The organism is Streptomyces sp. NPDC003697 (assembly GCF_053587115.1).
This window is the reverse complement of record NZ_JBSFNN010000003.1, coordinates 47030-61896: the sequence shown is the minus strand read 5'-3', so window position 1 is coordinate 61896 and position 14867 is coordinate 47030. Positions and strand designations below refer to the sequence as shown.

The 14867-nt window shown below is 74.1% G+C and carries 10 protein-coding genes and 1 riboswitch; of the genes, 4 read left to right on the top strand and 6 right to left on the bottom strand.

Going from position 1 to position 14867, the window contains the following annotated elements:
* Positions 1–28: 28 nt before the first annotated feature.
* From cobN to ACWDNY_RS01855, 5 genes are all read right to left on the bottom strand, one after another.
* Positions 29–3688, bottom strand: coding sequence for a cobaltochelatase subunit CobN (gene cobN / locus ACWDNY_RS01875; RefSeq protein WP_451643724.1), 3660 nt, complete (start codon positions 3686–3688; stop codon positions 29–31).
* Entirely contained in the window at positions 3685–5214 is a 1530-nt protein-coding gene (locus ACWDNY_RS01870) for a cobyric acid synthase (RefSeq protein ID WP_451643723.1), read from the bottom strand. Before ACWDNY_RS01870 ends, cobN begins: the two co-directional genes overlap by 4 nt.
* Positions 5211–6185 carry a cobalamin biosynthesis protein gene (locus tag ACWDNY_RS01865; protein WP_451643722.1) on the bottom strand — a complete coding sequence of 325 codons (975 nt, stop codon included), beginning with the start codon at positions 6183–6185 and terminating at the stop codon, positions 5211–5213. Before ACWDNY_RS01865 ends, ACWDNY_RS01870 begins: the two co-directional genes overlap by 4 nt.
* 101 nt (positions 6186–6286) lie before the next feature.
* A riboswitch (cobalamin riboswitch) is annotated at positions 6287–6427 on the bottom strand.
* 149 nt (positions 6428–6576) lie between these two features.
* Positions 6577–6798 (bottom strand): hypothetical protein, encoded by a 222-nt coding sequence (locus ACWDNY_RS01860; protein WP_451643721.1) that lies wholly within the window; start codon positions 6796–6798, stop codon positions 6577–6579.
* Between the two features lie 28 nt (positions 6799–6826).
* Positions 6827–8059, bottom strand: coding sequence for an anion permease (locus tag ACWDNY_RS01855; protein ID WP_451643720.1), 1233 nt, complete (start codon positions 8057–8059; stop codon positions 6827–6829).
* A gap of 341 nt (positions 8060–8400) precedes the next feature.
* Here ACWDNY_RS01855 and ACWDNY_RS01850 point away from each other — a divergent pair, with 341 nt between their 5' ends.
* From ACWDNY_RS01850 to ACWDNY_RS01840, 3 genes are all read left to right on the top strand, one after another.
* Positions 8401–9123, top strand: a complete 723-nt coding sequence (locus ACWDNY_RS01850) for a class II aldolase/adducin family protein (protein ID WP_451643719.1) — start codon at positions 8401–8403, stop codon at positions 9121–9123.
* A gap of 386 nt (positions 9124–9509) precedes the next feature.
* Positions 9510–10637: an alpha/beta hydrolase family protein gene (locus ACWDNY_RS01845; protein WP_451643718.1), complete on the top strand. Its 1128-nt coding sequence runs from the start codon at positions 9510–9512 to the stop codon at positions 10635–10637.
* Positions 10638–10827: 190 nt separating this feature from the next.
* On the top strand, positions 10828–12264 hold the full coding sequence (locus ACWDNY_RS01840; RefSeq protein ID WP_451643717.1) for a hypothetical protein: 1437 nt from the start codon (positions 10828–10830) through the stop codon (positions 12262–12264).
* Between the two features lie 136 nt (positions 12265–12400).
* Here the strand turns inward: ACWDNY_RS01840 and ACWDNY_RS01835 are convergent, their stop codons facing one another.
* Positions 12401–12811 carry a VOC family protein gene (locus ACWDNY_RS01835; RefSeq protein WP_451643716.1) on the bottom strand — a complete coding sequence of 137 codons (411 nt, stop codon included), beginning with the start codon at positions 12809–12811 and terminating at the stop codon, positions 12401–12403.
* A 361-nt stretch (positions 12812–13172) separates the two neighbouring features.
* Here ACWDNY_RS01835 and ACWDNY_RS01830 point away from each other — a divergent pair, with 361 nt between their 5' ends.
* Positions 13173–14771: an ABC-F family ATP-binding cassette domain-containing protein gene (locus ACWDNY_RS01830; RefSeq protein WP_451643715.1), complete on the top strand. Its 1599-nt coding sequence runs from the start codon at positions 13173–13175 to the stop codon at positions 14769–14771.
* Positions 14772–14867 lie beyond the last annotated feature (96 nt).

Genomic DNA, 14867 nt, shown 5'->3' with positions numbered 1-14867 from the left:
CCCGCGTGTGCGGGGCCGTCGAGGGGCCTCACGCGTCTCCCTCCAGATCTCCCTCGAGTTCGAGGTAGACCGCCCGGAGCCGGTCCAGGGTTTCCCGGTCCGGCTCCGCCCACAGCCCGCGGTCCGCCGCCTCGAGCAGCCGTTCCGTGATGCCGCGCAGCGCCCAGGGGTTGGATTTCTTCATGAAGTCCCGGTTCTCCGGCGAGAACACGTACTCCGCGCTGAGCTTCTCGTACATCCAGTCGTCGACCACACCCGTCGTGGCGTCGTATCCGAACAGGTAGTCCACGGTCGCGGCCATTTCGAAAGCGCCCTTGTAGCCGTGCCTTCTCATCGAACTCAGCCACCGCGGGTTGACCACCCGCGCCCGGAACACCCGGTGCGTCTCCTCGCCCAGCGTCCGCGTCTTCACCTGGTCCGGTGTCGCCGAGTCGCCGACGTACGCCTCGGGGCTGGCGCCGGTCAGGTGCCGGACCATGGCGACCATGCCGCCGTGGTACTGGAAGTAATCGTCCGCATCGTGAATATCGTGCTCACGCGTGTCGACGTTCTTCGCCGCCACCGCGATCCGCCGGAACGCGGTCTCCATGTCGCCGCGTGCCGCCCGCCCGTCGAGCCCGCGGCCGTAGGCGTAGCCGCCCCACACCGCGTACACCTCGGCGAGGTCCGCGTCCGACCGCCAGTTCCGCGCGTCGATCAGCGGCAGCAGCCCCGCCCCGTACGCCCCCGGCTTGGAGCCGAAGATGCGTGCGGTTGCCCGCCGCCGGTCGCCGTGCTCGGCCGTGTCCTCCTCCACGTGCGCCCGTACGTAGTTGGACTCGGCGGGCTCGTCCAGCTCGGCCACCGCCCGTACCGCGTCGTCGATCAGCCCGACCACGTGCGGGAACGCGTCCCGGAAGAAGCCGGAGATGCGGACCGTGACGTCGATGCGGGGCCGGCCCAGCTCCTCCAGGGGCACCACCTCGAAGCCGGTCACACGCCGCGACGCGTCGTCCCACACCGGACGGCACCCCAGCAGCGCGAGAATCTCGGCGATGTCGTCGCCCTGGGTGCGCATCGCGGACGTGCCCCACACCGTCAGGCCGACGGACTTCGGGTACGCACCGGTGTCCCGCAGATACCGCTGCACCAGCGAGTCCGCCAGCGACTGCCCGACCTCCCAGCTCAGCCGGGACGGGATGGCCTTGGGGTCGACGCTGTAGAAGTTGCGGCCGGTCGGCAGGACGTTGACCAGTCCGCGGGTCGGGGAGCCCGACGGGCCGGCGGGGACGTAACCGCCCTCCAGCGCCCGCAGGATGTGGGCGATCTCGTCGCTCGTGCGGGCCAGCCGCGGCACCACCTCGGTGCAGGCGAACTCCAGCACGCCCACGGCGCTGGGCAGTTCGGTGCCGAGGACGTCCCGTACGACCGTGCGGGCGTGCGCGACGGACCAGTCCAGCTCCTCCATGCGCTCCGCGAGCCGCCGGCACAGCTCCTCCAGCAGGTCGATCGTGTCGGCGGCCGTCCGGGCCGGCCCACCGGCCAGGTCGGTCAGCTCCACCGGTACCTTCACCGGCGTGCCCGGCTCGGCCAGCAGGTCCTTCTCCACCAGCCCGAAGTGCTCCGCCAGCGAGGCCCGCAGACCCGGCAGGGCGTTCGCCCGCCCGCCCCACACCTGGGCGGCGCGCAGCACGGCCAGCAGGAGGTTCACACGCGGCTCGCCGACCGGGCCGCCGCCGAGGATGTGCAGGCCGTCGCGGATCTGGACGTCCTTGATCTCGCACAGATAGCCGTCGATGTGCATGACGAACTCGTCGAACGCGTCGTCGTCCGGCTGCTCGTCCACGTGCAGGTCGTGGTGCAGCTCGGCCGCCTTGACCAGCGTCCAGATCTGGGCGCGCACGGCCGGCGCCTTCGCCGGGTCCAGGTCGGACACCAGCGCGTACTCGTCGAGGAGCTGCTCCAGCTTGGCCAGGTCGCCGTAGGTGTCGGCGCGCGCCATCGGCGGGACGAGGTGGTCGACGACGGTGGCGTGGCCGCGCCGCTTGGCCTGGGTGCCCTCGCCGGGGTCGTTGACGATGAACGGGTAGACCAGGGGGAGGTCGCCGAGGACGGCGTCCGGCGCGCACCCACCGCTCAGTCCGAGTCCCTTGCCGGGCAGCCACTCCATCGTGCCGTGCTTGCCCATGTGGACGATCGCGTCGGCGCCGAACGAGTTCTCCAGCCAGCGGTAGGCCGCCAGGTAGTGGTGGGACGGCGGCATGTCGGGGTCGTGGTAGATCGCGATCGGGTTCTCGCCGAACCCGCGCGGCGGCTGGATCATCACGACCGCGTTCCCGAACCGCAGCGACGCGAGCACGATGTCGTCGCCGTCGACGTACAGCGAGCCCGGCGGCTCGCCCCACGCCCGGAGCATCGCGTCCCTGAGCGCCGGGTCGAGCGCGTCGAACCACGCCCGGTAGTCGGCCAGCGGCACCCGCGCGGGGGCGGCGGCCAGCTGCTCCTCGGTGAGCCACTCGACGTCGTGGCCGCCGGCCTCGATCAGACGGTGGATCAGCTCGTCGCCCTCGGCGGGGTGGCCCTGGACGGCGTATCCGGCGTCGCGGAGCGCGTCCAGCACGCGGACCGCCGAGGCGGGCGTGTCGAGCCCGACCGCGTTGCCGACGCGCGAGTGCTTCGTCGGGTAGGCGGTGAACACGAGCGCGATCCTCTTGTCCGCGTTGGGCTTGTGCCGCAGCCGGGCGTGCCGGACGGCGATGCCGGCGACCCGCGCCGCCCGCTCCGGGTCGGCGACGTACACCGGGACGCCGGCGCCGTCTCCGTCGACCTGCTCCTTGAAGCTGAACGGGACGGTGATCAGGCGGCCGTCGAACTCCGGGATGGCGACCTGCATCGCCGCGTCCATGGGGGACAGGGCGGCGTCGGACGCCTCCCACGTGGCACGCGAGGAGGTCAGGCACAGCCCCTGCAGCACGGGCACGTCCAGCTCGGCGAGCGCCCCGATGTCCCACGACTCGTCGGCACCGCCCGCGGAGGCCTGCGAGGCGTGCGTGCCACCGGCGGCCAGGACGGTGGCGACCAGGGCGTCGGCCCGGCCCAGCAGCTCGTACAGGCCCGGGTCCGCGCCGCGCAGCGAACCGCAGTACACGGGCAGGGCGTTGGCGCCGCGGACCTCGATCGCGTCGCACAGGGTGTCCACGAAGGCGGTGTTTCCGCTGAGTTCGTGGGCCCGATAGAACAGCACGCCGACGGTCGGGCGGCCCTCGGTGAACGGGCGCTCGCCGTGCACGCCGAACTCCGGCATCTTGCGCGGCTCGTCGAAGCCCTCACCGGTCAGCAGCACCGTGTCGGACAGGAACCGGGCCAGTTCGGCCAGGTTGGCCGGTCCGCCCTCGACCAGGTAGCGCAGCGCCTCGGCGACCACACCGGCCGGCACGGACGACTCGGCCATCAGCTCGGCGTCCGGGACGCTCTCACCGCCCAGCAGCACCGTCGGGACGCCCGAGGCCTTCAGGGCGGCGAGGCCCTCCTCCCAGGCCCGCCTGCCGCCGAGCAGGCGTACGACGGCGAGGTCCGCGCCCTGGATCAGCCCGGGCAGCTCCTCGGCGACGTCGACCCGGGTCGGGTTGCCGATCCGGTAGGAGGCGCCGGAGGCACGGGCCGCCAGCAGATCGGTGTCGGCGGTCGACAACAACAACACTGTGCTCATGCGGGCGCTCCCGGTGGGATGAAGGGCAGTCCTCGCGGCGCGCCCGACTCGATGAGCCGCCACAGCGCGTCCGTGTCCGCGTGCTGTTCGATCAGATCGCCGAGCCGGTCGAGCTGCTGCTCGCGCAGCGCGGCGAACGAGGTGTCGGGGGCCGGGACGAAGCGGCGGCCCGCGGCGGCCGCCACCTCGCGCAGGAAGGCCCGCCGGAAGGCGTCCGACTCCAGTGAGCCGTGCCAGTGCGTGCCCCAGGTCCGGCCGACCCGGCAGCCGTCCAGGAAGGCCTCCCCGCCGTGGACGTCGGCGACGCCGTGGTGGATCTCGTAGCCCTCGACGCGCGCGCCCAGGGCCTCACCGGCCGGCCGGGCCAGGGTCTTCTCGCGGGCGAACCGCACCCGCACGGGCAGGACGCCGAGACCGTCCACCCGGCCGGCGCGGCTCTCGACCTCGTCCTCGATGTCCTCTCCGAGGATCTGGAAACCGCCGCAGATGCCGAGGACCGGCCGGCCCTCGGCGGCCCGCCGCACGATCGCGTCGGCCAGCCCGCGCTCACGCAGCCACTGCAGGGCCCGGACGGTGCCGCGGGTGCCGGGGACGATCACGAGGTCGGCGTCGGCCAGTTCCCCGGGCCGGTCCACGAACCGCACGACGACGCCCGGTTCGGCGGCCAGCGCGTCCACGTCGGTGAAGTTGGACATGAGGGGGACGGCGCAGACGGCCACCCGCAGGACGTCCTCGCCGACGGGGCCGGCCGGCCCGGGTCCCGCGCCCCGCGCGGGCGGCTTCCCCCGGCCACCGGTGGGCGGCGCCCCCAGGCCGTCCTCCTCGTCGATGCCGAGCCCGTGCCGGAACGGCAGGACGCCGTAGGTGCGCCGGCCGGTGAGCCCGTGCAGCATGTCCAGGCCCGGCTGCAGCAGGGAGACGTCGCCGCGGAACTTGTTGACGAGGAACCCGGCGACCAACTCCTGGTCCTCGGGCGAGAGCAGCGCGACGGTGCCGAAGAAGGACGCGAACACACCGCCGCGGTCGATGTCGCCGACCACCAGCACGGGCAGCCGGGCATGGCGCGCGACGCCCATGTTCACGATGTCGGTGCGCCGCAGGTTGATCTCGGCGGGGCTGCCGGCCCCCTCGCAGATCACCGCGTCGTAGGTGTCCCGCAGCTGTGCCAGGCAGTCCAGCACGGTGCCCAGCAACCGCTGCTGCCGGCCGCCGTGGTAGCCGCGCGCGCTCAGCTCGCCCACCGGCTTGCCGAGCAGCACGACCTGGCTGCTCTGCTCGCCGCCCGGCTTGAGCAGCACCGGGTTCATCAGCGCGGTCGGCTCGACGCGGCAGGCCTGGGCCTGCATGGCCTGCGCACGCCCGATCTCGGCGCCCTCGCGCGTCACGAACGAGTTGAGCGACATGTTCTGCGCCTTGAAGGGCGCGACCTTCACCCCCTGCCGCACCAGCCACCGGCAGATCCCGGCGGTGACGACGCTCTTGCCGGCGTCGGAGGTGGTTCCCGCGACGAGCAGTCCGCCGCTCATGACGTCCGTCCCTTCCGCCTGGGGCGGCCGATCCGGGGCCGCCCGTCCGCCACGATCCGGCCGGCCGCGCACACGCCGAGGGCGAGCCAGCTCACCCGCCGTGACAGCCGTACGGCCCGGTCGATGTCACCCACCCGGACGGCGCGCCCGCGCGCGTTGAGCACGGGCCGGTCCTCCACACGCCCCCCGTAGGAGAGCCGCCCGCCCAGCCGCACCCCCAGTGCCCCCGCGAACGACGCCTCCACGGGCCCGGCGTTGGGGCTGGGGTGCTTGGCGGCGTCGGCGCGCCAGGCGCGCACGGCGCCCCGCGGGTCCGCTCCCGCCGCGGCAGCGAGGGCGGCGGTGAGCCGCGCCCCCGGCCACCCGGCCAGGTCGTCGAGCCGCGCCGAGGCCCAGCCGAAGCGCCGGTAGCGCGGCGACCTGTGCCCGACCATCGCGTCCAGGGTGTTGACGGCGCGGAATCCCACCAGCCCGGGCACACCGGCGACGGCGCCCCACACCAGCGCCCCCACCACCGCGTCGGAGGTGTTCTCGGCGACGGACTCAACGACGGCGCGGGCGATCCCGTCGGCGTCCAGGGCCTGCGGGTCGCGCCCGCACAGGTGCGGCAGCCGCGCCCGGGCGGCGTCGAGGTCGCCGGCCCGGAGCGCGCGCCCGATCACCCGGGCCTCCCGCGCCAGCGACGTCCCCCCGACGACGGCCCAGGTGGCGGCGGCGGTCAGGGCGACGGACGCGGTACGGGAGGGACGCGCGGCGGACGCGGCGAGCCCCGCCAGCGACAGGGCGCCGCCGACGCAGACGGCGGTGTGCAGGGCACCCCGCACCCGGTCGTCACGCCACAGGGTCCGTTCGACGGCGCCGGCGACCCGCCCGAACACGGCGACCGGGTGCCCGCGGCGCGGATCGCCGAGGAGCAGGTCGCCGAGGAGGCCGGTGGCGGCGCCGTACGCGAAGACGCGATCGGCACCCATCGGTTCAGCCGGCCGCGGGGTCGGTCGGTACGCCGGTGGTCAACCTCGGTCGGCAGCCGCGCATCGCGATAGGTCCTCACTCAGGGTGTCCACGCCCTGGTTCGACGAGACCGGCGGTGAGAGTTCCTGGCTCCCGGGGAGTCGTTCCCCGGTCACAGTGGCGGGACCGCGCCGGATTCGCACCGGGCTTCCTCTCCTGCCGCCGTAGTTGGCCCGGGAAGTCCACCACGGTCCGCGAACACCCGTCAACCTGCCGCTGACCTGCGAGGGCGCAGTGTGCCGAGGCCCACACACGGGTGTCCGGCGGAGAGTTGCAGACTGTGTACGAAAAAAGCGGGGTGCGGGACGGACCACCGTCCCGCACCCCGCCGGTGGTTCCCGGCGCGGCCCGTCAGGCCACGATCAGGGAGATCCCGTACGCCACCGCCGCCGCGCAGGCGGCGAAGCAGACGGAGGCGCCGGTGAGCGCCAGGGCGCCGGAGCCGCCGCCCGCGGCGGCCCGCTCCCGGTGGGTGAGAGCGCTGATGCCCAGGGTGAACAGGACCACCAGGCCCACGGTGACGCCGAGGCTGACGCCGAAGACGGAACCGATGGCCGCCCAGTCGATCTTCATCGTTCTCTTCCTTCTGCGGTGAGCGGGCTCAGACGGCGGCCGGCGGCTTCGCGGGCTCGGCGGCGGGGGCCGGGATGACGGCCCGTTCCTCGGCGATCGCCGCGTCGGTCGGCGGCGGGATCACGACGGCCATGGCGGTGGTCACCACACCGGCCGGCTCCTCGACGTGGTTGACGTTGCTGTGGTCGACGACCTCACGGCGGGAGATCTTCCAGATCGCGGCGCTCGAGGCCACCAGGAAGACGGCGACGAGCGCGGTGCCCCAGGCGCCGAGGCGGGTCACGGCCTCCGCGCCGGCGCCGACCAGCGCAGCGGCCGGCAGGGTCAGCGCCCAGGCGGCGAGCATGCGCGTCGCGGTCGACCAGCGCACCACGCCGCCCTTGCGGCCCAGGCCCGCGCCCATCACCGAGCCGGACACGACGTGCGTGGTGGACAGGGAGAAGCCGAGGTGGGAAGAGGCCAGGATGGCGGTGGCCGCGCTGGTCTGGGCGGCGAAGCCCTGCTGCGGCTCCAGGTCGGTCAGGCCCTTGCCCATGGTGCGGATGATGCGCCAGCCGCCGATGTAGGTGCCGAGCGCGATGGCGAGGCCCGCGGAGAGGATGACCCAGGTGGGAGGGTTGGAGCCGGGGGCGACGGCCCCGCCGGTCACCAGGGCCAGGGTGATGATGCCCATCGTCTTCTGGGCGTCGTTGGTGCCGTGCGCCAGCGAGACCAGGCCCGCGGAGGCGATCTGGCCGGCCCGGTGGCCCTTCTCGGCGGCCCTGCCGCCCGCCTTCGAGCCCGCCGCGTACGACAGGCGGGTCGCGACCATCGCCGCGACCCCCGCGACGACCGGGGCGGCCACGGCCGGGAGCAGCACCTTGGTGACCAGTACGCCGCCGTGGACGGCGGTGAAACCGGCCGAGGCGACGGTCGCGCCGATCAGACCGCCCATGAGGGCGTGGGAGGAGCTGGAGGGGAGACCGACGAGCCAGGTCAGCAGGTTCCAGAGGATCGCGCCGACCAGGGCGGCGAAGATGACCTCGGGACGGATGCCGGTCTCGTCGACGAGACCCTTGGAGATCGTGTTGGCGACCTCCACCGAGAGGAAGGCGCCGACAAGGTTGAGCGCGGCGGACATGGCCACCGCGACCTTGGGCTTGAGCGCGCCGGTCGAGATGGTCGTGGCCATCGCGTTGGCGGTGTCGTGGAAACCGTTCGTGAAATCGAACGCGAGTGCGGTTACCACCACAATCGCGAGGATCAGCGAGAAGCTTTCCATTTACCCAGGCAATCGTTCGAGGTCGTTGGCTGGTCGAACGTACGTAACGTGAGTGAACGGAAGATGAACTGGGCCGGTCGCCGGAGTGTCCCGAAGAGGGGTCCGGCGTTCCGTCCCGCCGTCACGGCGCCGTGTTTTCCGGGCGGCAGGCCGAGGGGCGAGGCCTGCGGCCACTTTCGTCGGCGCTTGGGTGAGATTAAGGCCACATGGCGCTGTCGCGTCGAATTCACGGTTATCGCCCGAAATGAACCGGAGGCTGAGGTGAGGGCCCGAGCGCGGGCTCCGGCCCCGGTCACGCGGGCCGGCACCCGCGCCCCGACACCGGCTGGCAGGATCGCGGCATGGACGGACAGCGAGGCCACGATCGGCCGGAGGCACGGGGCGCCGGCGGGGACGCGGGGCACAGTCGCGGCGTGCGCGAGGAGGAGGCACGGGCCTGGGAGGCACTGGTCGCGACGGCCCGCCGCACGGTCGCCGAGGGGCTGGTCGTCGGCACCTCCGGCAACGTCTCGGTGCGCGTCGGGGACACCGTCCTGGTCACGCCGTCGGGCGTGCCGTACGACCGCCTCACACCGGAGGACGTCACCGGAGTCGACCTCGACGGCCGGCGGGTCCTCGGCACTCTGGTCCCGACCAGCGAGCTGCCCCTGCATCTCGCGCTCTACCGCGGCACGGACGCGTCGGCGGTCGTCCACACCCATGCCGTGCACGCGACGGCCGTCTCGACGCTCCTGGCCGAGCTGCCCGCGATCCACTACATGACCGCCGCGCTCGGCGGGCCCGTCCGCGTCGCCCCCTACGCGACGTACGGCACCGAGGAACTGGCCGCGAACATGCTCCGCGCCCTCGACGGCCGCTCCGGCTGCCTCCTGCAGAACCACGGCACGGTGACCTACGGCGCCTCACTGGACCAGGCCTGGGACCGCACGGCCCAGCTGGAGTGGATGTGCCGGGTGTGGCTGACGGCGTCCTCGGTACCGGGCCGCACGCCGCACCTGCTGTCCCCGGGTCAGCTGGCGGAGGCGGGGGAGCGGCTGCGGGGGTACGGGCAGGGGCGGCACTAGATCGTGTCCGCAAGGTCCCGTCGTCCGCCCGGAGGGTGGACTCCGCGGCGTCCGGTGCGTGCTCTCGGCGTGCCGGGCGCAGGCCTCCGTACCGGACGTACGCGGGGCTTCGCCCGGTGCGGCGAGTGCGCGTGTCGGGTGTCGTGGGGCAGGTGGGGCTTTGCGGACACGGCCCAGGACCGTCCGGCGGATCAGGTCCGAGGAGACCGGCGGCACCTCGCAGCTCGCGGCGCCGGGGCCCCGCTCCCCGCCGCCGGCCGCGGCGCATGCCGCACGGGCGGCGGGGAACACGGTCCAGGGCCGCTGCTCCCAAAAACGGCGAGGACATGTCACCCCGATTCCCCTTCCCGCTGGCCGCCCACCGAGCGCGCCAGGACACTGGACCCGTGCGCACAGTCACAGCGACGGCCGCGGCCGTCACCGCGGTGCTGACGGCCGGGGCGGCGAGCGTCGCCGCCGGCCGGTTCGCCAGTGACGCCGCGCTGAAGGCGCCGCCGGGTCGTCCCCTGCCCACCGAGCCACGGCTCACCGTGCACGGCACCACCGCGGGCCACATCACCCTCACCCGCGACCTGGCGTCCCTGCGGCCGGGCACCTACGGGCTCGCCGGCAGCGGCTCCCACGCCGTTGTCGGCCCGGTGCAGCCGGCCGTCCCGCATTCCCCCGACGCCGTCGTACGGCGCCTGGAACGGGTCACCCACGGCACCCTGAGCCCCGGCGACAAGGTCTGGCTCACCCCGAACGTGCACGTCGGCAACCCGGACTCGGCCCTCGGCCTGGACCACGCCGACGTGGACGTCCCCGGCGAGCTCGGCGCGCTGCCCGCGTGGTTCGTGCCCGGCGTCCGCGACACCTGGGTGATCACGGTGCACGGGCTGGGGTCCACCCGCGAACTCCCCATGAACGTCATGGGCTTCCTGCACCGCCGGCGCTTCCCCGTGCTGGACCTCGCCTACCGCGGCGACCTCGGCGCGCCCCGCCCCCCGGACGGCCTGAACCACCTGGGCCAGACGGAGTGGCGCGACGTGGACGCGGCCATTCGCTACGCCGTCCGGCACGGCGCCGAACGGGTGGTCCTGCACGGCTGGTCCACCGGAGCCACCATGGCACTGCACGCGGCCACCCACTCGGCACTGCGCGACCGCATCTCCGGCCTGGTCCTCGACTCGCCGGTCCTCGACTGGCAGACCACGGTGCGCGCGCTGGCCTCGGCCCGGCACACACCGGGCGTCCTGCTGCCGCTCGCGGTGCGCGCCGCACAGGGGCGCACCGGGCTGCACGGGGAGGGTGCCGTGGCCGCGGCCCACTCCGTGCGGATCACGGTGCCGACCCTGATCTTCCACGGCCCGGACGACACGGTGGCCCCCTGGCGGTTCTCCCGCCGCCTCGCCGACCGCCACCCCAACCTGGTCGCCCTGCACACCGTCCGGCAGGCACCGCACGGAGCGATGTGGAACGCCGACCCGGACGCCTACGAGGAGGTGCTGCGCCGCTTCCTCACCCCGCTCATGTGACCTGGGACGGGCGTCGGCCGGGGCCGGGCCGGCGAGTCGCGCGCCCGACCCACGCCGGTTCCGCTTGAGAGCCGCCGGTGGCCTGATCGCGCCTTATGCGGGCCTGCCAGGGCCGGGGCGTTGGCCATCCTCGTCGCCCGGGGTGACATTCCGTTTGGGTTTTCGGACCGTCAACCGCGAGACTGCACCTGTGACGTCCCGTATCCCGCGCGACTCCAGGCTTCGACTCGTCCGCCCGCGACCCCTGGCCGCCGCCCCCCGAGCCGTGAACCAGCGGCGCTCGCGCCGTCCCGCACCGCGCCCACCGGAAGGCACCCCGGCCCTCGCGGAGCTGGCCGGAATGGCACGCTCCCTCCTGGCCGGGGCCGCCCGCGTGGCCCGCTGGGCCGACGCCGCCCTCGGCCCCGGCGGTGACGCCGCGACAGCCGACGGCAAGGCCACCCTCTCCGCCGCCACCGCCGAACGGGCGGCCACCGAGCTGGGCCTGACTGCGGGCCAGGTCCGCGCCGACTGGGACACCGCCCGCCTCGCCGGACTGATCGAGGTGCACGGCGACAGCGCCCGCCCCGGCTGGCGGCTGCGCGCCTGGAACCGCGACGACAGCGCGGTGCTGCGCGGCTGGGTCGCCCTCTTCGACGCCTGGTCGCTCGCCTGCCCGGAACCCGAGCGCCACGAGACCGCCGCCGTGGCCGAGGTCGTCTCGGCCATGCCGCAGGTGCTGTCCTTCCTCCAGCTGTCCGCCGGCCCGGTGCCCGTGGAGCAGCTCCTCGACCTGCTCCAGCAGCGCGTCACCGAACTGCGTACCGAACGCTGCGAGGTGCCCTACGGCTCGCAGCCCGGGCCGGCCCGTCTCGTCCCCGTGGTGCCGGGCAGCGCCGGCCCGGCCGCCGAGCCCGCCGACGGGGCGCCGCTCGCCCCGCTCCTCGACTGGGCGCTGCGGGCCCTGGCCTCCGTGGGAGCGCTCACCTACGGCGAGGGCCAGGCCACCCTCACCCCCCTCGGCAGCTGGGCCGTCTGGGTCAAGCTGGAACAGATCTGCGTCGCCGCCCAGAGCCCCGCCGGGAACATCGAGCAGGCCGCCGAGGACATGCTCCGCGGCTGCGCGCAGCTGCGTCCGAACGCGGCCCGCGCCGAGTACCGGGCCTGGCTCGCCGCGCGCCCCGTCGGCAGCGCCGTCACCGAACTGCTGGCCGCCGCCCGCGGCGAGGACGCCCTGCTGCGCGGCCTCGCCTTCGAGGCGCTGCGCGTCGTCGGCGCGCCCGCCGAGCCCGACGTGCGGGCCGTGCTGGCGGAGCCGACGCTGAGACCGTACGCCCTGCTGTGGCTGGCCGAGCACGACGGCATCGACCCCGAGGACGCCCACGAGGTCCTCACCCGTGAGGAGGCCACGTGGCTGTGGGTCGACACCGCGGCGGCCGTCACCGACCACGGCGAGAGCGCGATGCTCGTGAGGCACCTGGAGTCCGCGGTGCAGCCGACGGTCCCCATGCTGCTGGACGAGGTCCGTGCCGTGGGCCATCCCCGCACCGTGCAGGTGCTCGTCGCGCTCGCCGCCGCGCACCCCGACCCGGCCCTGGCCAAGGCCGTCCGCCGGGCCGCCTTCCAGGTGCACACCGGGGGCAGCTGAGGCGTTCGCCCGGGCCACGGCAGCGCCCACGGCCGCCCGGGCCGCACAGGGAGCACCCGAGTGGCGGACGACCCCCGGGCTCCGGGCACGGCGGCGCGGTGCCGCGCCGGCACCTCCGGACGGCGCCCCGAGGAGGTCAGGAGCCGATGTCGGGGGCGTACGTGCCGAAGCTCCAGATGTTGCCCTCGGCGTCCCGGGCCATGTAGTCCCGTGCGCCGTACTCCTGGTCGGTGGGGGGCATCAGGATCTCCACGCCGTGCTCGAGGGCCCGCCCGTGGTGGGCGTCCACGTCGTCCACGACGACGTACACCCCGGCCGGGCCCGCGCCGCGCATCGCCTCGTCGAACCGGCCGCCGCGGCCCGTCGACCCGATCATCACCGCGCCGTTGCCGAGCACCAGCTCGGCGTGCTGGACGAGGCCGTCCTCGCCCTCGTACACCGACAGTTCCGTGAAGCCGAACGCGTCCGTCAGCTGCCGCACGGCCGCCTTGGCGTCCGCGTAGAGCAGCGTCGGGTAGATACTCGGACGCCCGTCCGTGCCCGCCATGCCGATCACTCCCTCGTGAGCCGGTGCCGGCCGGGGACCCGGCCCGCCCGTCAGTGTGGCACCGGCCACCGGCAGCGCCGCGCGCCGCGGCGCGGACGGGGGACGGCCGCCCCGGGACGGCCCTCCGGCGGACTACCGGCGGCGGGACAGGCGGGCCCTTCGGCGGACGGCCACCGGCGACGGGACGGGCCCGGCGGCACCGGGCGCGCCGAATCCTCCGGCCATGCCGGGACACCGACGCTGAAAAAGCGCTTGCACGGTCCCGTTAGACTGGCCCCATGGCCATTCTCCTCGCGCATTAGACGGCGGGAACGTCCTCAGCCGCCCATCCCGCCCGCCACACCCGCCCTGGAGTCTGTCCGTGATCTCCGCTTCCGGCATCGAGCTGCGCGCCGGTGCCCGCATCCTCATCGAGAACGCCACCTTCCGCGTCGCCAAGGGCGACCGCATCGGCCTGGTCGGACGCAACGGTGCCGGCAAGACCACCCTCACCAAGGTCCTGGCCGGCGAGGGCATCCCCGCCTCGGGCACCGTCACCCGGTCCGGTGAGGTCGGCTACCTCCCGCAGGACCCCCGCACCGGCGACCTCGACGTGCTCGCCCGCGACCGCGTCCTCTCCGCACGCGGCCTGGACGTCCTGATCCGCAAGATGCGTGAGAACGAGCAGCGCATCGCCAACGGCCAGGGCGCCACGCGCGAGAAGGCGATGCGGCAGTACGAGCGGCAGGAGACCGAGTTCCTCACCAAGGGCGGGTACGCCGCCGAGGCCGAGGCCGCCACCATCGCCGCCGCGCTCAACCTGCCCGACCGCGTGCTCGGCCAGCCGCTGCACACGCTCTCCGGCGGTCAGCGCCGCCGCATCGAGCTCGCCCGCATCCTGTTCTCCGACGCGGACACCCTGCTGCTGGACGAGCCGACCAACCACCTCGACGCGGACTCGATCGTCTGGCTGCGCGACTACCTGAAGACCTACCGCGGCGGCTTCATCGTCATCTCCCACGACGTCGACCTCGTCGAAACGGTCGTCAACAAGGTGTTCTACCTGGACGCCAACCGTGCCCAGATCGACGTCTACAACATGGGCTGGAAGCTCTACCAGCAGCAGCGCGAGGCGGACGAGAAGCGCCGCAGGCGCGAACGCGCCAACGCCGAGAAGAAGGCCGCCGCCCTCAACGCCCAGGCCGACAAGATGCGCGCCAAGGCCACCAAGACGGTCGCCGCGCAGAACATGGCCCGCCGCGCCGAGAAGCTGCTGTCCGGGCTGGAAGACATCCGCCAGGCCGACAAGGTGGCCAGGCTCCGCTTCCCCGAGCCCGCGCCCTGCGGCAGGACGCCGCTGATGGCCGAGGGCCTGTCGAAGTCGTACGGCTCCCTGGAGATCTTCACCGACGTCGACCTCGCCATCGACAAGGGCTCCCGGGTCGTCATCCTCGGCCTCAACGGCGCCGGCAAGACCACCCTGCTGCGGCTGCTGGCGGGTGTCGAGCAGCCCGACACCGGCGCCGTCGTCCCCGGCCACGGCCTCAAGCTCGGGTACTACGCGCAGGAGCACGAGACCCTCGACCCGGACCGCACGGTCCTGGAGAACATGCGCTCGGCGGCGCCCGACCTGGACCTCGTCGAGGTCCGCAAGGTGCTCGGCTCGTTCCTGTTCTCCGGCGACGACGTCGACAAGCCGGCCGCGGTCCTCTCCGGCGGGGAGAAGACCCGGCTGGCGCTCGCCACCCTGGTCGTCTCCTCCGCCAACGTCCTGCTCCTGGACGAGCCGACCAACAACCTCGACCCCGCCAGCCGCGAGGAGATCCTCGGCGCGCTGCGCACGTACAAGGGCGCGGTGGTCCTGGTCACGCACGACGAGGGCGCGGTCGAGGCGCTCCAGCCCGAGCGGATCATCCTGCTGCCCGACGGGGTGGAGGACCTGTGGGGCGCCGACTACGCGGACCTCGTCACCCTCGCCTAGTGCCGCGGCTGGTGCCGGACCGGCCCCGGGATGCCGCTGCGGCGGCGCCCCGGGGCCGCGGTATTCCGGGACCGCGGCGCTCTGCGGTGGGAATGA

Coding starts and splice junctions, on each gene's coding strand:
- ACWDNY_RS01855 (WP_451643720.1), bottom strand. CDS start 8,059: ATGGAAAGCTTCTCGCTGATCCTCGCGATTGTGGTGGTAACCGCACTC.
- ACWDNY_RS01850 (WP_451643719.1), top strand. CDS start 8,401: ATGGACGGACAGCGAGGCCACGATCGGCCGGAGGCACGGGGCGCCGGC.
- cobN (WP_451643724.1), bottom strand. CDS start 3,688: ATGAGCACAGTGTTGTTGTTGTCGACCGCCGACACCGATCTGCTGGCG.
- ACWDNY_RS01860 (WP_451643721.1), bottom strand. CDS start 6,798: ATGAAGATCGACTGGGCGGCCATCGGTTCCGTCTTCGGCGTCAGCCTC.
- ACWDNY_RS01835 (WP_451643716.1), bottom strand. CDS start 12,811: ATGGCGGGCACGGACGGGCGTCCGAGTATCTACCCGACGCTGCTCTAC.
- ACWDNY_RS01865 (WP_451643722.1), bottom strand. CDS start 6,185: ATGGGTGCCGATCGCGTCTTCGCGTACGGCGCCGCCACCGGCCTCCTC.
- ACWDNY_RS01870 (WP_451643723.1), bottom strand. CDS start 5,214: ATGAGCGGCGGACTGCTCGTCGCGGGAACCACCTCCGACGCCGGCAAG.